Below are 19,647 nucleotides of genomic sequence, written 5' to 3' on the forward strand. Positions count from 1 at the left end.
GATGAATCCACCTCTGAACTGGATGAATCCACCTCTGAACTCCGTTCATCCACCTATGAACTGGATGAATCCACCTCTGAACTCCGTTCATCCACCTCTGAACTCCGTTCATCCACCTATGAACTGGATGAATCCACCTCGGAACTCCGTTCATCCACCTCTGAACTCCGTTCATCCACCTTTGAACTGGATGAATCCACCTCGGAACTCCGTTCATCCACCTCTGAACTCTGTTCATCCACCTCTGAACTGGATGAATCCACCTCAGAACTCCGTTCATCCACCTCTGAACTCCGTTCATCTAGCTCAAAGACTCAAAATCCCCACTCTCAACTTATGCAAACAAAAGGTCGTTCTCGCCATTTTATTTACACAGACTGGATATTAATCGAAACCCAGTTTGATCCTGAGCAATTGCACTCCAAAGAAACCGTCTTTACGATCGGTAATGGATACCTGGGAACAAGAGGCAGTTTTGAGGAAGGTTATCCTCATGCATCGCCAGCTACTTTTATCCACGGTGTCTACGATGATGTGCCTGTAGTTTACACTGAACTGGTAAATTGCCCTGACTGGCTACCTTTGATAGTGATTGTAAACGGCGATCGCTTCCGTCTCGATCAAGGTGAGATACTACGCTACAATCGCCAACTTGATTTAAGCCAAGGACTATTGATCCGGACGGTGCGTTGGCGCTCTCCCAGTGGCGATACCATAGACATCAGCTTTGAACGTTTTGCTAGTCTTGCAGATCCGCATGTGTTGGCGTTACGCTGCCATATCACCCCAGTAGATTTTGAGGGGGTAATCGAAGTTCAAGCTAGTATCAATGGCTATCCAGAAAATCAGGGTTTTAATCACTGGGAAGGACTAGATCAGGGCAAAATCGACCAAGGAATCTGGTTGCAACGCCGTACCCGCAGTTCCCGAATTGAACTCGGTATGGCAGCTAAGGTGACAATATTAGGCACCGAAGCATCTTTGCAAGTCAATACCGCACCTGGTTATCCGACCTTAAGCACGACCTTCTTGGCTAAGACACAACAGACTGTAACTGTAGAAAAAATTGTCACAGTTTTTACCTCGCGGGAGATTGACACACCAGTGCCAGCTGCTCAAGAAAAACTTGCGCACCTGCCAGACTATGAAACGTTACTAAAAGCCAATGAACAAGCGTGGGATGAGGTTTGGCAGCAAAGTGACATCCTCATCGAAGGCGATAGTACAGCTACTTTTGCTGTTCGCTACAATCTGTTTCAACTGCTGATTGCGGCACCACGGGATGATGACAAGGTAAGCATTCCTGCTAAAACCCTTTCTGGATTTGGCTATCGCGGTCATATCTTTTGGGATACAGAAATTTTTATGCAGCCCTTGTTTCTGTTTACCCAACCAGCGATCGCCCGCAATTTACTCAGTTACCGTTGGCACACTTTACCCGGAGCTAGACGCAAGGCAGCCCATTATAGGTATAAAGGGGCAATGTTTGCCTGGGAAAGTGCTGATACCGGAGATGAAGTCACACCACGTTGGGCTATCGGCAGTGATTTTTATGGTGAAGACGTGCGGATTTGGTGCCGCGATCGCGAAATTCATATCAATGCAGATATCCCCTACGCAGTCTGGAACTACTGGCAAGCGACTGGTGATGATGACTGGATGCAAAAGTGTGGCGCAGAGATTATCTTAGATGCAGCGATCTTTTGGGGTAGTCGAGTCGAATTCAATCCTGAGCGCGAACGGTATGAAATTCGGGGAGTCATTGGAGCAGATGAATACCATGAATTCGTCCACAACAACGCCTTTACAAACCGGATGGCGCAATGGCATTTAGAGAAAGCGATCGCAATTTATGATTGGTTGGCTGACAAATTCCCCGAACGAGCCAGCGAACTAGAACAGAAACTAAAGCTCACCCCAGAGGAACGATCGCACTGGCAAGATATCATCGCTAAAATCTTGTTTCTCTATGACCCATCAACAGAACTAATCGAGCAGTTCGAGGGATTTTTCCAATCGGAAGATATCAATTTAGCAGATTACGAACCACGCGATCGCTCTATGCAAGCCATCTTAGGTGTCAATCAAATCAACAAATATCAAGTAATCAAGCAACCAGATATATTAATGCTCCTATATTTAATGCGGGAATCAGCAGATTTTCCCTATAACGAAAAAGCGTTGCAGACAAACTGGGACTACTACGCACCCCGCACTGATATTACTTATGGTTCGTCCCTTGGGCCAGCAGTTCAGGCCATCTTAGCTTCAGACTTGGGCAAATCAACCGAAGCTTACGAACAGTTTATGCGGGCGTTAATGGTGGATCTTGAAGATAACCGAGGTAACACCAACGATGGAATTCACGGCGCTAGTGCAGGGGGTATTTGGCAAGCTGTAATTTTTGGATTCGGTGGCATCCAGCTAACTGAAAATGGCCCTGTAGCCAATCCGCATCTTCCCCCTGGCTGGACGCGCCTGAAGTTTAAACTGCACTGGCGCGGGACATGGCATGACTTCGATTTGCATGGGGAATTGGGGGTAGGGGGGCAAGGGAGCAGGGGGGCAGCACTTCGGCTACGCTCAGTGACCGAGGAGCAGGGGAGCGGGGGAGAAGTTGCAGTAAGTTTTTCCCCTCCGCTGCCTCTTGTTTCCCATGAACCCTCGCCCATGCCCAACATCCAAGGATTTATCTTTGATTTAGATGGTGTGCTAACAGATACAGCAGAACTTCACTATCTAGCTTGGCAAAAGCTAGCAGATGAAGAGGGTATACCGTTTAATCGGGAGGCTAACGAAGCCTTGCGGGGTGTATCTCGTCGTGCTTCCCTGATGTTGATTATTGGGGATAGAGCGTATTCGGAAGCACAAATCGAGGAGATGATGGAGCGTAAGAATCGCTATTACGTCGAATTGATCCAAAACATGACACCCCAGGATTTATTGCCAGGTGCGATCGCCTTACTGGATGAACTACGGCAAGCTGGTATTAAGATCGGTATTGGTTCAGCGAGTAAAAATGCCCGCCCCGTACTAGAGCGATTGGGCATTGTGGACAAAGTAGATGCGATCGCAGACGGTTACAGTGTACAAGAACCCAAGCCAGCACCCGACCTATTTCTGTACGCAGCCAAGCAGCTAGGAATCGAACCAGCGCAATCTGTGGTTGTAGAAGATGCCGCAGCAGGTGTTGAAGCCGCTCTAGCCGCTGGGATGTGGGCAGTAGGACTCGGCCCTGTTGAACGAGTTGGAGCCGCTCATATTGTTTTGCCTAGCCTAGAAGGTATTAAATGGGCAGACCTACGAGAGCAATTGAGTAACATTTCCAGACAAAAACAGTGAACAAATGAAAACCGCTTAATTACTTACAGCAGATTTGAAAGAAGGTTAAATACACAACGATTCGTCTTAAAGCTAGGTACAAAGAGCATTTTACTTCTGAATTCTGCTGTATTCAGTCCTAATTACCCCAAAGAACTAAAATTACTAAAACTACGTGAGTTCAACAGACCTCTCCCTCCCAGCCTCCCTCTCCTAAAAGGCGAACGCGTTGCGTCTCCGTAAGGAGAGGAAGGAGTAACGATAAAATAGGGTTTTTGCTCCCCTCTTTTCGTAGGAAATGGGCTGGGGGAGAGGTCAAAACAGCACTCGTCGAACTCACGTTAAAACTACGCTGAAATTGCTAATAATTGCTAAACTCCAAAAGCTAAGATCGTCTAAATAGGGAATCTAAAACAAAACCCCACTTTAGAAATTAGGAGCAAGAGCGTGAATTTGGACGATTTAGCTTTGCAGATAGAGAATATGCGTAAGCGCGTCGCCCTCTTGCAACGCCAGAGCGAACAGCAAAAAGCACAAGCAGATATTGAACTCGTCAACGCAGTATTCAAAGAAGTTTACCTCGCTTTGGAAGAACTGCAACTAGTAAATGAAGATTTAAAGCAGCAGAATGAAGAATTATCCAAAACTCAACAGGCTTTGGTAGCACAAGGTCAACGCTACCAAGAACTATTTGAGGAAGTACCAGACGCTTATTTTGTGACTGATACAAAAGGGATAATTCAGGAAGCTAACTCAGCCGCCACCACTCTGCTCAACATTTCTAAAAGTTCGTTGTTGGGCACATCCATAGGGATTTTTGTACTTGAGAAAGAAATAATTGCTTTTCATTTGAAACTAAATCATCTGCGCGATCGCGCCCAATTCCCAGACTGGAAAATGCAAGAGTGGGAAGTAACCCTGCGGCCGCGTGACAAAACACCTATTATGGCTGCGGTTAAGGTTGCTGCTATCCGTAATCAATCTAGTGAGTTAGTTAGTCTGCGCTGGCTATTGCGCGACATTAGCGAAAGCAAGCGAACCCAAGCCAAGCTGCAATGGGCAGAAGAGGCGATGCGACAAGCACTTGCGAAAGAAAGGGAGTTTAGCGAACTTAAATCCCGCTTGCTCACCATCACTTCCCATGAGTTTCGCACCCCTTTGGCTACGATCCACTCTTCTGCGGAACTACTAGAACATTATCGCCACCTCTGGAGCGAACACCGACAACAAACCCACCTGCGTCGTATTCAAGCATCAGTGATGCATATAACCCAGTTGTTGAATGATGTATTGATGGTGAGTCAGGATGAAACAGGCAAGTTAGAGTTTAATCCAACACCCATAAATTTGGTGGAGTTTTGCCGCGATTTATTAGAAGAATTACAACAGAGCGATCGCTCACAACATGCGATCGCTTTTAGCAGTGAGTGCCAATGTACAGAAGCTAACTTAGACGCGAAACTACTACGGCAAATCTTAAGTAATTTATTCTCAAATTGTCTAAAATACTCTCCTATTGGCAGTACAGTTAGGTTTTCTGTAACCACTGCCAACGAGCAAGCTATATTCCAGACTCAAGACTCTGGTATTGGCATTCCCGCTGCTGACATTGAACATATCTTTGAACCCTTCCATCGCGCTAGTAATACAGCCAATATCCCAGGAATGGGATTAGGGATGTCCATTGTCAAGCAGGCTGTAGATTTACACGGCGGCGAGATTACAGTTGAAAGTGCGATCGATGCGGGAACTACCTTTACAGTTATTCTGCCATTTTCAATAAATTTCCATGTATAACTAATCAATCACTTTTATTTATCGAATTTAAAAACAAAAGTAATTGCTTGTATGCTAGAAGGTCTTTAAAGTGGAGTAAGCCGGTCAACAATAGGTTGATTGTAAAGTTTTTCTTCGCAGTAGCTTAGGGAAACAAACTCAAAGACTTTGTATCTTTAAATATGAGCTTAAAATATTACGCCTGTGGTAATCTCTAACAAATCAGAATACGCACTTCTAGCCCTGTTAGAGTTAGCAACCTGCTACCCTAACGGTGAAGCCCTACAAATTCGAGAGATAGCGGCTTTGCAAGACATCCCGAACCGCTATTTAGAACAACTCCTAGCGACATTAAGACGTGGAGGTTTAATTAAGAGTATACGCGGAGCCAAAGGTGGCTATGTTCTGGCACGAGATCCCGGAAAAATTACAGTGTTGGATGCTTTTAGCTGCATGGAAGGATCAGATATTGTGGTCTCTCCTTCTGAGCCTCCTCCCAACACGGTAGAAGGTGAGCTAATTCAGGAAGTGTGGCAAGAAGCACGCCAGGCTGCTAACTCTGTTTTGGAAAAATATACACTCCAAGACCTTTGTGAACGAAGATCGATCCGACAACAGAAGGAACTAATGTATTACATTTAGGAAGTATAATTACTAATTCGTAATTCGTAATTCGTAATTCGTAATTCGTAATTAAAAGGAAAAGATGAAAGTAAGAACGAGCAATCTGTGACGCTGTTATATGCCTGAAGTCAATTTTCAACAGCCTATAAATAGTGCCGCTACTATCGTGGAGAGTTATGCAGCAGGAAAACGGAACTTTAGTAAAGCAGAACTGGGTAATGCTGATTTGCAAGGTATTAACTTGAAAGGATCTGACTTGAGTGAAGCTAACCTGAGTACTGCTAATTTGAGGGGAACTGATTTGAGCAATGCTTTTCTTAGTCAAGCTAATTTAAAGAATGCCGATCTTAGGGGAGCATTATTGATGTCAGCGAATCTCCGCTAAACCGCTCTCAAAGGAGCGAACCTGGAAAAAGCAGACTACGATTACCTATGGTAGGCTACGCCAACGCAACACCCATTTCCCCCAAGATTTCGATCCAGTGAAAGCGGGTATGCAGATTAAATTTTAAGATTGATTAATGTAAGTTAAACAATCGTACTGACCTCAAGATAGAAGATATTTCTCTCAAAAGAGTTGTATTTTGGTAAAAAAGCCTATCTATGAGGTTGACAATGGAGGCGAAAAGTGAAACCCTCAACCGACGCGCACCACTAATTACTGCTGGAATTTTTCTTGGTGTGGGTCTTGGAGGGTTTATTGATGGAATTTTACTGCATCAAATCCTCCAGTGGCATCACATGCTTAGTAACATTAGACCTCTGACAAACAGGGCGAATATAGATTTGAACATGGTGTGGGATGGATTGTTTCATACCTTAGATTGGGTATTCACCGTGGCAGGACTTGTGCTACTATGGCGTGCTGGAAGACGTGATGATGTTCCTTGGTCATCACAAACCTTTATTGGATCAATACTAATTGGGACTGGGTTGTTCGACTTTATTGAAGGTTTAATTGACCACCAAATTCTCGGTGTTCATCATGTCAAACCAGGCCCAAATGAGTTAGCTTGGGATTTAGGATTTCTTGCATTGGGTGCCCTACTTGTTGTCATCGGCTGGCTAATGATAAAAAAAGAGTCAACAGTCATTAGTCATTAGTCATTGGTCATTGGTCATGGGGCATTGAAAACAGCCAGAGGTGCAAAGGATCAGAGAAGCAGAGGGATAAAACTTACTGCAACTTCTCCCCTGCTCCCCTGCTTTCTTGCACTTCTGCCCCCTGCTTTTCCACTCCCCACTCTCCTCTATGACAGATACTTTTGAAAAAACTAGCTGGAGTTGGCATTTGTCTCAATTCCAACAACAAGCGGGTGAATGGTGGGAATACCAGTTTTACCGCTTTGAACGGGCTTTACCAGAATTGCCTACTGGATGGTCAATTAGCCCTTGGCTTGGTGAATTGTTGAAATTCCTGTTTTGGTTGGTACTGGGATTATTTGTAGCGTGGGTGGGTTGGCGATTATGGCGAGAATTCAGTCCCTATATATATTCTTGGCTAAATAGAAGTGGCAATCTCACTGATTTTCGCGTCAAAACTCGCTCTAATGATTCATCTATCGCGCTTTTGTTGGAGCGATCGCAAGAATTTTATCGTCAAGGTAACTACCGTGAGGCTTGCCGTTGTGTTTATTTAGCGATGTTGCAGCAGTTGGATAAAAATGCGATCGCACCCCACAAACTCAGCCGTACTGATGGAGAATATTTGCAATTGCTGCGATCGTCTGTGACTCCCATACAGCCTTATGAAACTTTAATTACTACTCACGAGCAATTATGTTTTGGTAATGCTGAGATTTTGCCAGACAATTATGAGCAGTGTCGGCAAGCTTATCGAGAAATTTCCCCAGAATGAAAAAGAGACGTTGCAATGCAACGTCTCTACACAAAACAAACAATATTCTATTTGGTAAGAATAGCGTAGACGTTCTACGGCTTGTCGTTAGACATCGCCTTGTCTACAGCTTGCAAGGCAGTGTTGACTTCCGCCTCTGTAACAATTAATGGTGGCACAAACCGGACTACTTTTGGCCCGGCTGGTACTAGCAATACACCTTCCTTGATGGCAGCATTGACGACATCGGCTGCGGTTATCTCGATGTCGGCTCGTAACTCCAAACCGTTGATTAAACCCCAACCCCGAACTTCGCCAATGTGCTGAGGATATTTAGCTGCGATCGCTTTTAATCCAGTTCGCAACTGTTCGCCCCTGTCTTGCACATTCTGCAAAATATTTTCCCGTTCCAATGTTTGGCAAACACTGAGTGCCACACCACACACAAAAGGATTGCCGCCAAAAGTGCTGGCGTGTTCCCCTGGTTGAAAAACATCGCAAAATTTCTTGCTCATCATTGCACCGATGGGGACACCACCACCTAAGCCTTTAGCACTGGTGAAAATATCCGGTTCAACACCGAGGTGTTCGTAAGCCCATAATTTGCCACTGCGCCCCATACCTACTTGCACTTCGTCGAAAATCAATAAAATGCCAGTTTCATCGCAAATTTGCCGGAGCTTTTTGAAATAGGCAACATCTCCTGGACGTACACCGCCTTCTCCCTGCAATGGCTCGATCAGAATTGCTGCTACCCGATAATCGCCTTCATCCAACTCGCTAATCGCTACTTCCACAGCGTTAATATCGTTGTAATTTACGTAGTGGAACCCAGGAACCAAGGGATCGAAGTATTTTTGATACTTCGGTTGTGCTGTAGCGGTAATGGTTGCCAAAGTCCGTCCGTGGAAACTGGCATTGGCGGTTAAAATAATCGGTTTTTCAATGTCTAATACTGTGTGAGCGTATTTCCGCGCCAGTTTAATTGCGGCTTCGTTAGCTTCAGCTCCAGAGTTGCAGAAAAATACGCGATCGGCACAGGAACGATCGACAAGCCATTTTGCCAATTCACCTTGCTCAGGAATGTAATACAAATTAGAGACATGGTGCAGCTTTTGGATTTGGCGTGTTACCGCTTCTACCATTGCTGGGTGGGCATGTCCCAAAGTACAAGTAGCAATTCCCGCTACAAAGTCCAGATATTCTCGTCCCTGCGTATCCCAAACCCGGCATCCAGCACCCCGTTCTAGGGCTAAGGGAAACCGGGCGTAGGTAGACATGACAGCTTCATTAAAGCTATCTGTATCAAAGGGACTAGATGCTACAGACCCTGAATCTGGGGGGATGGTGGCTTGGTCAACGAGAGTTTGTAGGCTCACTACCGCTCCTCCTGAAAGTTTTTCATTATATAGTTATTTACTAGTTTCCTAGAAATCCCTAAAAAATACTTTTTATTTAGCACAACTCGTACTTCTTCTTAAACTAACGTTTATATGACCTCAAATGCCTGGCGGTGGTGAAAAAAATTTTGTACTCAACGCTTGAGCAAGAGTATGAGCGACAGGCAATTTCCATAGGCACAGCCTGTCCCAATTTTGGGTAGAGTGTAGGGGTTTTCTCACTGATGTCCAAGCCTGACTCGTCAAACACTAGTCTACGATTCTGATGGTACTAGGGCAAATGACGTACCTTTGCTGTGTCTGGGAAAACTGTAACATTGTTCAACTGAAATCACTTCATCATAGTTAATACCCTCTAGGAAAGCTCCCAAAAGGTATTAGTTTTTTAACTATTATTTATTTTCAAAACTATTGACTACTTTTATGACGGAAGTTATACACTATTTGGATCTGCTATATTATCAGAATTCTCGTTAAACAACTTCACTATGCTTCCACCGCTCACGACAAGGTTGCCTATACTGAACATAAACCCTGTCCCTGCAAAATCGTTCTGTATTCCATCTTTTGCTCCTCCCATCACTGCCCTTATTTCCTCTTCGGACACTTCTTCCATCACTGGGGCTTTTGTATCAATTTTGTGTAAATCAGCGATTTTGATATTAGCCATGAGTTTCTCTAAAAATACATAATTTTGTATTGAGTACATCATATTACCACATATCAACAAGCTAGTAAGGTTTTTATACAAAACTACCTACTTTTTCCACTTAACCCACTTTTCTTACCTATTTCTCTCTCACATTCAGAAACTACCTATCCATTGACTCGGCTTGAGTAAGAGTATAGGACTTAGGCATTAACAAGAAAAACTAAATATGGGTATGGATTTCAGGCATTAAACCTTGATTTTTCCACACTTTTTAGGCGATGCCTGCGGCGGGCTACGCCTACGCTATTTATCAAAGAATGATTGATTAAAGCTTGAAACGACGTATTCTCGTTGATGCACAAGATAATAAATTTGTACAGTGCGTAAGTCCTAGAGCAGATTCTTTTTTCCACAGAGGTTGATTTGCTAGATTGGGGCGGTTTAACAACAGCACATCTGGTAAATAAGCGGATTCACTTTCAGATGGTTTTACCAATGTTGTTTTGGGGCAGCCATAAGGTAGTTTTAGTCAATCCTCAATGCGAAACTTATAAGCTGAAAATCAGAAAAAAGCTAAGTAGTTATGAGTTATTTAGATAACTTCTAAGTAAGTGGGCATGAATAATTAAAGGTTTGTAGTAAGCGGCTTCAGCCCTTGCTAAGTAGATAATTTCGTAAGTTCATAGCGAATCCCTCTGTGTACCTCTGCGTTTCTTTCAGCCTTCCTTTGCATTTAAAACCGCTACAAATTAATGCAAAGCTGTACTAAAAGACAAATTAATTTTACATGGCGTAACTTAGTTTGATTTATTCTTGCCCACTTACTGAGATTAAATATACTAAAAAGGACGAATATTAAAAAGTTACTAGAAAACTAGAAAAATTAGGTTCAAAGTACTATTTTTACCTCATTCTCAACACTTGAGCAAAAATATCAACGTATCCAAAAAGAGTTGATGGCTGGGGCGATCGCTCTTGGTGGTGTTTTCTTGATTGGCACTTTGTGGTACTGGTTAGTGGAGGGCTGGTCATGGGAAGATGCAGCTTACATGACAGTTATCACTTTGGCGACTGTGGGATACGGAGAGACGCAACCACTCGGTAGTCGAGGACGATTGTTTACAATTGCCCTGATTTTGTTAGGTGTAGTCAATATCGGTTACATTGTCAATAGATTTACAGAAGCGATTATTCAAGGGTACTTTCAAGAAGGAATTCGGCTACAACAACAGAGGCGGTTAATGGAATCCCTATCAGAACATTACATCATCTGTGGATTTAGTCGGACTGGTCGGCAAATTGCCAAGGAATTTCGGACAGAAGGTGTAGCTTTTGTAGTAATTGATTCGGAGACAGAATCAATACAAAGGGCACAGACTGAAGGTTACACAGCATACCAAGGTGACGCTACATTAGATGACACACTCCTAAAAGTTGGTATTGAACGAGCGATGTGTATCGTTGCAGCCCTTCCCTCTGATGCTGAAAATTTATATATCGTCTTGTCAGCAAAAACGCTGAATTCAGGAATTCGGGTGATCGCACGGGCAAGTACAGAAGAAGCTTTGCAGAAGTTACGACGCGGTGGTGCAGATGAAGTGATATCCCCCTATATTACTGGTGGAAAGCGGATGGCTGCTGCGGCTCTCAGACCCCAAGTATTGGATTTTGTAGATGGGATTTTGACTGGTGCAGACCGCCAGTTATATATGGAAGAATTTTTACTCGATCCAGCTTTCTGTCCTGTTGTGGGTCAAAGTTTGCAAAAGGCCAGATTGCGATCGCAAACTGGAGCATTGGTTCTGGCAATTCACCGCGTTGATGGAACTTTAATCGGTGGCCCCACTGGCGATACGATTTTAATGTCGGGAGACAGACTAATTGGTATGGGTACAGCAGAGCAATTGCGTAGCCTGAATCAAATTCTCGGCCCAATGAATTCCAAGAAACTGCGACGACCGAAAAATAGTTGATTTTATTTAAGTACTTTTTTATACTAATTAGATGTTGTTTGTATAGTCTAATTGCGTAAACAGATTTAGACTTTCCCAAATCGCCGCTCCCGTTGCTGGTAGGCACACAAGGCGCGGTGAAATTCGCCACGGTTAAAATCGGGCCAAAGAGCATCGGTAATATAAATTTCTCCATAAGCCATTTGCCAGAGAAGAAAATTTGAAAGGCGCATTTCTCCACTGGTGCGAATTAACAAATCTGGGTCAGTAATTCCAGCTGTGTATAAGTGGCTCTCAAACACCTGTTCATTAATTTCATTGGGTTGTAGCACACCTTGCTGGACTTGTTTTGCGATCGCCTGACAAGCTTGTAAAATTTCCTGCCGTCCGCCATAATTAGTTGCTACCGAAAAGCGGATACCACGATTATTCTTAGTTTCTTCCATTGAACGGGAAATTTCTTGTTGGAGCGATCGCGGCAGGTCTTGCAAATTCCCTACAAACTTAATTTGAACATTTTCTTCAACCATTTCCCGCAGTTCTTGGCGCAAAACTCTTTGAAACAGAGTCATCAAAAAATCTACTTCTTCCTGCGGTCTTTTCCAGTTCTCTGTTGAAAAAGCATAAGCTGTGAGCGCTTGAATTCCCCAATCCTGACAACAGCGAAGTAAATCCTTAAGAGCGTCTACTCCTCGTTTATGACCCATAATTCGGGGTAGACCCTGACGTTTAGCCCATCGACCATTACCATCCATAATCACCGCAACGTGCTGCGGCAATAATTCTCGTTTTAAATCGGTAGGTAAATCTTGTAGTTTAGTTTGTTGTAGTGTCATTTTTTATCTCGAGAAGCGGTCGATGGTAATCTGAGTAAACGTGAAACTAGTGCTAGTGTCTTCCCACCTATCCGACGAACGAAACTCAACAGACCAGGAGCAACAGCTTCCCGATCCACGGTTGGGGACAAAAGAGCTTCTAATGACTCTTTCAGTTTCCTAATTGTCAGCGGTCTATTTAGGGTTCCCCGTTCCGCTAAGGAAATAGAACCCGTTTCTTCAGAGACAACGACACAAATGCAATTTTCGACCCGCTCAGTAATTCCCATTGCTGCCCGGTGGCGTGTTCCCAACTGGCGCGAGGCTGTGCGTCCCGAAAGTGGTAAAATTATACCTGATGACACGATCCGTGAGCCACGAATCAATGTCGCTCCATCGTGTAACAGAGTTTTCGGCTGAAAAATTGTCTGGATTAGTTCTTTAGAAACTTCCGCATTTAGCTTTACTCCTGGTACAGAAAAATCTCGCTCATCAATTGGCCCTGTAGTTTCCACAATTAGTAAAGCTCCAATGCGGTTTTTTGACAATTCTTTAACAGCCTCAACAATTTCATCAATTACACTATCAGATTTGGGGATTGCCAGACGGTCGGGTTGAAACAGCTGGCGGAATTCGCCACGCCCCAATTGCTCCAAAAACCGCCGAAACTCTGACTGTAGAGCAACTGCCATCGCCACAGCACAACCAATCACCAACTTTTCTAGTACAAAACTTAGCAGAGGTAGTCCGAATCTGCCACTTAGTGCTGAGGCTAGCATTAAGATAATGAATCCCCGCACCATCCATAGTGTCCGGCGCTCACTAATAATAACTAGTATCATGTACGTCAGCGCCAGCACTAACACAATATCCAGAGTCCCAAGTAGCAAGGACTGTGACCACCCCAGGTTTGTCAGCCATTGCTTCCACCAATCTCTCATGACATCTGGATTAAACTTTTGCCTCTAATTACATTTAGTCATTAGTCATTAGTCATTAGTCATTGGTCATTAGTTCCTGGCTAATGACTAATGACCAAGGACAAATGACTATTTCTTCAGCCTTTCTGGTAGGCGATCTTGTCGGATTAAGTCTTGATAAGTTTCACGTTGCAAAATTAAATTTGCTTCGCCATTCGCCACAACAACTGCTGCCGGTCGGGGCAAGCGGTTGTAGTTAGATGCCATACTGTAATTGTACGCACCAGTTCCCATAACTACGAGAATATCTCCTGGTTCAGTCTTTGGGAGGAGAGCATTGTGAATCAGAATATCTCCTGATTCACAATGTTTACCAGCAATTGTGACTGTTTGGGTTAAAGGTGAAGACATTTTATTAGCAACTACTGCCCGATAAACTGATTGGTAAGTAATCGGGCGGGGATTGTCAGACATTCCTCCATCAATTGCTACGTAGGTACGAATTTCTGGGATAAATTTGGATGAACCAATAGTATAAGCAGTGACGCAAGCTGTGGCAATTAGCGATCGCCCTGGTTCACACAATAATTTTGGCAAAGGTAAATTTTCGGCTGCACAAGCTTCTTGGATCACTTCACAAATCGGTTTCACCCACTCTTCAATACTAGGGGGATCGTCTGATTCTATATACTTAATCCCTAAACCGCCACCGACATTTAATTCTGTCAGTTTTAAACCATACTTTGCCGCTTCTCGTAACCACTGCACCATCAGAGCGGCTAAATCTCGATGTGGTTGGCGTTCAAAAATTTGGGAACCGATATGAGCATGTAATCCTACGCAGTTAAGAAAAGACTGTTTGCTGACAAAAGTAAATAATTCCTCTAACTCATTTGGATCAAAGCCAAATTTACTATCTAGTTGCCCCGTGCGGATATATTCATGTGTGTGACATTCAATACCTGGGGTCAGACGTAACAGGAATCGAGGATGTACAGAGGGGGAATTTGCACTCTCGACAATTTCTACCAAAGTGCGTAACTCGTGCCAGTTATCCACGACAATAGTACAACCGACTTCAGTGGCAAAAATCAGTTCTTCACGAGATTTATTGTTGTTATGAAGATAGATTTTCTCAGGATTGACACCTGCTTGTAGCGCGGTGTAAAGTTCACCGCCTGATGCAACATCAATTCCTAAACCCTCTGATGCCGCGATCGCACAAACAGCTAAACAATTCCAAGCTTTTGAGGCGTACAATACTTGAGATTCACCCTTGTAGTATTGCTTGAAAGCATCTCGGTATTGCTGACAAGCCGAACGCAGGGTTTCTTCATCTAAAATATATAAAGGTGAACCAAACTGCTTAATTAGGGTTGTGACATCACACCCACCAATTTCCAGGGAGTCATGATTATGGACTCTGGCAGTTAAAGGTAAAAGTTCTTGATTAGGCGATGGATTTGCCTTGGTGTCGTGCCTTTGAGGTAAATATTGACTTCCAGAATGTTGAACCCCAGTGGGGTGAGTCGATACCATAACTATAAAAATTTTCCTTGTTCAAATTACGGGCTTTGAGTTTGTCTCCCGATTCCCAGTGTACAAAGGGTTTGTAACGTTATTCAATAAATGTGATCTCATTAGACTTAGAAATTAAATTACTGACATTAGAAAATCTCAGTGCTATTCTGGAACTCGATCAAGCTTGTTTTGGTGGACTTTGGACTCTAGACGGCTACAAACGAGAATTGGATAGTCCCAACAGCGATTTACTCGGTTTATTTTCCCCGTCCTCCAGCACAAGTTTGCTAGGAATGGGTTGCTTTTGGTCAATTTTAGATGAAGCGCACATTACAATTTTGGCGGTTCATCCTCAATATCACCGTCAAGGAATGGGTGCGGCTTTATTATATTCACTTATTAAGACAGCTTGCGATCGCAAAATGGAACGAGCTACCCTCGAAGTCCGAGCTTCTAACCTGGCGGCAATATCTTTATATCAAAAATTTGGCTTCAAAACAGCTGGGCGGCGGCGGCGTTACTACCAAGATAACGATGAGGATGCTTTAATCCTTTGGCTCCCAGATTTACAACACCGCAAATTTAAAGCAACTTTAGACCAATGGTATTCCATTGTCAGCGATCGCCTCGAAAAATCCTCTTGGCACTTGCTTTTTAAGTAAGTAGGTAGGCGAGGAAATTTATAACTATGTCATTGCCAAAGGAGCAAAGCAAAGTGAGACAATCACACGGGTTTTGAACGTTTTACATTTTGTTATATAGTTAGGTTTATTTGAATCTACCTATTTAGTTGGGTATGAGTCATTTTGAATTATTGGGGCTTGTGATCGGCTTCAGCAAAAAAATGTAACTTTGCTGCACCTATTTTTATTTAAATGTTTTATATAAAATAAAATATTTATAAGTAAATTAAATATTAATTATTTTTAGTTGATATTAAAAAATATGTATGCTAAACATAAATGTTTGGGATTGAGTCAAGAAACCCTTAATCTAAGCAGTGAACTGTTTGTAAAAAATCCCAAAAAGGCTGGTGAACTAAAGCTCCTCAGTACACTAGCCAGAGAAGAGTAGTCAATAGTTAACAATTAGCCCATCAACTCAAGTCATAGCTTCAGGATGTCTATAATCTGTTATACAGGCATCCAAAAGCTTTGCCTGTGCTAAAATCAGCATACCGGCACGACCGCAGATGATGGGATAAAGCCATGTTTGAGCGCTTCACAGAAAAAGCCATTAAGGTAATCATGCTGGCCCAAGAAGAGGCCCGCCGTTTAGGTCACAACTTTGTCGGAACCGAGCAGATCCTCCTGGGTCTGATTGGCGAAGGCACTGGAGTGGCTGCCAAGGTGCTGAAATCAATGGGCGTCAATCTCAAAGATGCCCGAATTGAAGTTGAAAAAATTATAGGACGGGGATCAGGCTTTGTTGCCGTGGAAATTCCGTTTACGCCACGGGCAAAGCGAGTTCTAGAACTCTCCCTAGAAGAAGCACGCCAACTGGGGCATAACTACATTGGCACCGAGCATCTGCTGTTGGGCCTAATCCGCGAAGGGGAAGGCGTCGCAGCCAGGGTGCTAGAAAACCTCGGTGTGGATCTATCTAAGGTAAGAACCCAAGTCATCCGCATGTTGGGAGAAACTGCCGAAGTTTCACCAGGCGGCTCATCCGGGCGCACAAAAACCCCGACTCTGGATGAATTTGGTTCAAACCTGACTCAAATGGCGATAGACAATAAGCTCGATCCAGTGGTGGGACGCGCTAAAGAAATTGAGCGGGTGATTCAGATATTGGGTCGCCGAACAAAAAATAACCCAGTACTGATTGGGGAACCAGGGGTTGGTAAAACTGCGATCGCTGAAGGTTTAGCTTCACGCATTGCCACCAAAGATGTCCCTGACATCCTCGAAGATAAACGCGTCGTCACCTTGGATATTGGTTTGCTCGTAGCAGGAACCAAGTACCGGGGTGAATTTGAAGAACGCTTGAAAAAAATCATGGATGAAATCCGCTCGGCGGGTAATGTCATTCTCGTGATTGATGAGGTACACACCTTAATTGGTGCGGGTGCAGCAGAAGGTGCGATTGACGCAGCAAATATCCTCAAGCCAGCTTTGGCAAGAGGTGAGTTGCAGTGCATCGGTGCTACAACCCTAGATGAATACCGGAAGCACATCGAGCGAGATGCAGCGCTAGAGCGACGTTTCCAACCAGTAATGGTTGGCGAACCTACAGTTGATGAAACAATTGAAATTTTATATGGTTTGCGCGAACGCTACGAGCAACACCACAAACTGAAAATCTCCGACGAAGCATTGGTAGCGGCGGCGAAATTGTCAGACCGTTACATTAGCGATCGCTACCTCCCAGATAAAGCCATCGACTTAGTTGATGAAGCTGGTTCTAGGGTGCGCTTGATTAACTCCCAACTGCCACCCGCAGCCAAAGAGTTAGACAAAGAACTGCGTCAGATATTAAAAGAAAAAGATGATGCAGTGCGCTCTCAAGACTTTGACAAAGCCGGGGAATTGCGCGATCGCGAAATGGAAATCAAAGCCGAAATCCGGGCGATCGCTCAAAGCAAGACCAATGCAACTGGCACAGAAGGTGAAGAACCTGTAGTTACAGAAGAAGACATTGCTCACATTGTCGCTTCCTGGACTGGAGTACCGGTGAACAAACTCACCGAATCTGAATCTGAAAAGCTGCTGCACATGGAAGACACCTTGCACCAGCGTTTAATTGGTCAAGACGAAGCTGTGAAGGCAGTTTCACGGGCAATTCGCCGCGCTCGTGTCGGTTTGAAAAATCCCAATCGACCCATAGCTAGCTTTGTCTTCTCTGGGCCTACTGGTGTAGGTAAAACCGAGTTGGCGAAATCCCTAGCTGCTTACTTCTTCGGTTCCGAAGAAGCGATGATCCGCTTAGACATGTCCGAATACATGGAGCGCCACACCGTCAGCAAGCTGATTGGTTCCCCTCCAGGTTATGTTGGTTATAACGAAGGTGGTCAGCTAACCGAAGCCGTGCGGCGGCGTCCTTACACCGTGGTGTTGTTCGACGAAATCGAAAAAGCGCACCCCGATGTCTTCAACATGCTGCTGCAAATTTTGGAAGACGGTCGGTTAACTGATGCCAAAGGTCGCACGGTGGACTTCAAAAACACCTTGCTGATTCTAACTTCCAATATTGGTTCTAAGGTAATTGAAAAAGGCGGTAGCGGTATCGGCTTTGAATTCTCTGAAGATGCCAGCGAGTCAACTTACAACCGGATTCGCTCTTTGGTGAACGAAGAATTGAAGCAGTACTTCCGTCCAGAGTTCCTCAACCGACTCGATGAAATTATCGTCTTCCGTCAGTTGAGCAAGCCTGAAGTGACCCAAATCGCCGAAATTATGCTCAAGGAAGTATTTGGTCGTCTAACTGAAAAGGGTATCACCTTAGAAGTTAGTGATCGCTTCAAGGATAGGTTAATCACTGAAGGTTACAGTCCCAGCTACGGCGCAAGGCCATTACGTCGGGCAATTATGCGCCTGTTAGAAGATAGCCTAGCAGAAGAAATTCTGTCTGGTCGTATCAAAGATGGCGATACAGCCCTTGTTGATGTGGATGAAAATGGCGTTGTCCAAGTTAGTTCTCAACAGCGTCGGGAATTGTTACCCCAAGGTGTTGAGTAAGATTTAGGGTTTGGGATTTAAATCTCAAATAGAAAATTAGAAAACGGTAGAGCAATAAGCACTCTACCGTTTTTTATTGTCAATATATACAAATCAAGGCTGATAAGCTGTTTCACATCTAACTTGCATAATTAAAGCGGATAAGATGCTCATGCTACAAGACTTCATAAAATTTTACTATGCAAATTAGATACAGCAGATTCTATGTTTATGAGGTACAGCAACTGAATCAAATTCAAAGTTTAAAAAGCATCCCAAAAGTTGCTGTACCTCACCTACCTCAAAAGCGCTGTAAGTTTTAGCAGATCAAAACACTAATGCTGGACATTTAACGATACTGATTGTTATGCTATATTTGATACAAAAAGTATAAGTCTTGATAAGCATGTGCTAGGTGTAATAACTTCTTATGAAAAAAGTAAGAAAAATATTTACTTTTCCAGTAATATTACTACTATTTGTATTGTAAACAGCTTGTAGTCGTCTTTATTCACAGCAATTAGATAGTGGTATACAAAAATCACCTGACCATAGAAGTCAGTCTCATGATCTCACAACACAGATTAGTAGTGAGCCTAGTGAATCAAGGCAGAATTCACAGCAAGAATATAGTTATGATTCTGAAGAAGTAAATGAAGCATCCAATATTTCGGAGCTACCAGAAAATTGGACACTACTAGCAAATAATGATACAGAGCAGGCTGAATTTTGGGTTGAAGTTGATTCAATTAAACGAAGTGGAAATACAGTAATAGTGAAGACTTTGTTTAAAAATCCTCAACAAGAATATACGCAACTTTTAAGATTTGACTGTGAGTTTTATATAGTTCGGTTGCTTGCGACAAATGGAGAGCAACCTGATCCATATCATCAGCCTGAAGCATATGCATCGATTGGAGAGAAAATTCAGCCTGGAACTTTTGTTGACAAGCTTTATCAATCTGTTTGTCGAAAGTAGATTTACACTGGAGTTTAGACTAAAACAAGCAAAAATAGCTCAACATTTGAACCAATTGATTCCATGTCGAACAATGAAATGAAACCAGAGCAATAAAAGGAATTAAAAGCCGTTAAGCAGTATTTTTAGATAGTTATTAGTATTCTTCAGGACAAATTGTCTGTATCTTCAATCAATTGACTGATTCTGAATCA

General features: G+C 43.5%; 13 protein-coding genes and 2 pseudogenes. 9 read left to right on the top strand and 6 right to left on the bottom strand.

Annotation, left to right across the window (positions count from 1 at the left end; all coding sequences use genetic code 11):
• Positions 1-336 precede the first annotated feature (336 nt).
• From pgmB to RMY16_RS24050, 6 genes and pseudogenes are all read left to right on the top strand, one after another.
• Entirely contained in the window at positions 337-3,342 is a 3,006-nt protein-coding gene (gene pgmB, locus RMY16_RS24025; RefSeq protein WP_322738479.1) for a beta-phosphoglucomutase, read from the top strand.
• 426 nt (positions 3,343-3,768) lie between these two features.
• On the top strand, positions 3,769-5,118 hold the full coding sequence (locus tag RMY16_RS24030) for an ATP-binding protein (protein WP_322738465.1): 1,350 nt from the start codon (positions 3,769-3,771) through the stop codon (positions 5,116-5,118).
• A 183-nt stretch (positions 5,119-5,301) separates the two neighbouring features.
• Positions 5,302-5,739, top strand: a complete 438-nt coding sequence (locus RMY16_RS24035) for an Rrf2 family transcriptional regulator (RefSeq protein ID WP_322738466.1) — start codon at positions 5,302-5,304, stop codon at positions 5,737-5,739.
• A 100-nt stretch (positions 5,740-5,839) separates the two neighbouring features.
• Positions 5,840-6,233 (top strand): annotated as a pseudogene (locus RMY16_RS24040) (pentapeptide repeat-containing protein).
• A gap of 103 nt (positions 6,234-6,336) precedes the next feature.
• A complete protein-coding gene (locus RMY16_RS24045; RefSeq protein ID WP_322738467.1) occupies positions 6,337-6,825 on the top strand; it encodes a DUF2243 domain-containing protein in 489 nt (162 codons plus the stop codon).
• A gap of 148 nt (positions 6,826-6,973) precedes the next feature.
• A complete protein-coding gene (locus RMY16_RS24050; RefSeq protein WP_322738468.1) occupies positions 6,974-7,579 on the top strand; it encodes a DUF4129 domain-containing protein in 606 nt (201 codons plus the stop codon).
• A 74-nt stretch (positions 7,580-7,653) separates the two neighbouring features.
• Here the strand turns inward: RMY16_RS24050 and RMY16_RS24055 are convergent, their stop codons facing one another.
• The 3 genes and pseudogenes from RMY16_RS24055 to RMY16_RS24065 all read right to left on the bottom strand — a co-directional run.
• Positions 7,654-8,937: an aspartate aminotransferase family protein gene (locus RMY16_RS24055; RefSeq protein ID WP_322738469.1), complete on the bottom strand. Its 1,284-nt coding sequence runs from the start codon at positions 8,935-8,937 to the stop codon at positions 7,654-7,656.
• A gap of 454 nt (positions 8,938-9,391) precedes the next feature.
• Complete coding sequence (locus tag RMY16_RS24060; RefSeq protein WP_322738470.1) at positions 9,392-9,628, bottom strand: hypothetical protein; 237 nt, start codon at positions 9,626-9,628, stop codon at positions 9,392-9,394.
• A gap of 373 nt (positions 9,629-10,001) precedes the next feature.
• Positions 10,002-10,139 (bottom strand): annotated as a pseudogene (locus RMY16_RS24065) (Uma2 family endonuclease); the annotation flags it as partial.
• A gap of 427 nt (positions 10,140-10,566) precedes the next feature.
• On the opposite strand from RMY16_RS24065, the gene RMY16_RS24070 reads away from it, so the two are divergent.
• Positions 10,567-11,583 carry a potassium channel family protein gene (locus RMY16_RS24070; protein ID WP_322705291.1) on the top strand — a complete coding sequence of 339 codons (1,017 nt, stop codon included), beginning with the start codon at positions 10,567-10,569 and terminating at the stop codon, positions 11,581-11,583.
• Positions 11,584-11,648: 65 nt separating this feature from the next.
• Here RMY16_RS24070 and RMY16_RS24075 read toward each other — a convergent pair whose 3' ends face one another.
• The 3 genes from RMY16_RS24075 to lysA form a co-directional block, all read right to left on the bottom strand.
• The gene (locus tag RMY16_RS24075; protein WP_322738471.1) at positions 11,649-12,398 is read right to left on the bottom strand and encodes an isoprenyl transferase; all 750 of its coding nucleotides are present in this window, start codon (positions 12,396-12,398) and stop codon (positions 11,649-11,651) included.
• Positions 12,395-13,318 carry a diadenylate cyclase CdaA gene (cdaA, locus tag RMY16_RS24080; RefSeq protein WP_292782377.1) on the bottom strand — a complete coding sequence of 308 codons (924 nt, stop codon included), beginning with the start codon at positions 13,316-13,318 and terminating at the stop codon, positions 12,395-12,397. The genes RMY16_RS24075 and cdaA overlap by 4 nt, the downstream gene beginning before the upstream one ends.
• 108 nt (positions 13,319-13,426) lie before the next feature.
• Positions 13,427-14,836, bottom strand: a complete 1,410-nt coding sequence (gene lysA, locus RMY16_RS24085) for a diaminopimelate decarboxylase (RefSeq protein WP_322738472.1) — start codon at positions 14,834-14,836, stop codon at positions 13,427-13,429.
• Positions 14,837-14,928: 92 nt separating this feature from the next.
• Between lysA and rimI the strand changes: the two genes are divergently transcribed.
• Together rimI and RMY16_RS24095 are read left to right on the top strand one after the other, a co-directional pair.
• Positions 14,929-15,480 carry a ribosomal protein S18-alanine N-acetyltransferase gene (rimI, locus tag RMY16_RS24090; protein WP_322668754.1) on the top strand — a complete coding sequence of 184 codons (552 nt, stop codon included), beginning with the start codon at positions 14,929-14,931 and terminating at the stop codon, positions 15,478-15,480.
• A 546-nt stretch (positions 15,481-16,026) separates the two neighbouring features.
• Positions 16,027-18,495, top strand: coding sequence for an ATP-dependent Clp protease ATP-binding subunit (locus RMY16_RS24095; protein ID WP_322738473.1), 2,469 nt, complete (start codon positions 16,027-16,029; stop codon positions 18,493-18,495).
• Positions 18,496-19,647 lie beyond the last annotated feature (1,152 nt).

The sequence above is a fragment of the Nostoc sp. DedQUE12b genome (assembly GCF_034530835.1).
Taxonomy (GTDB): Bacteria; Cyanobacteriota; Cyanobacteriia; order Cyanobacteriales; family Nostocaceae; genus Nostoc.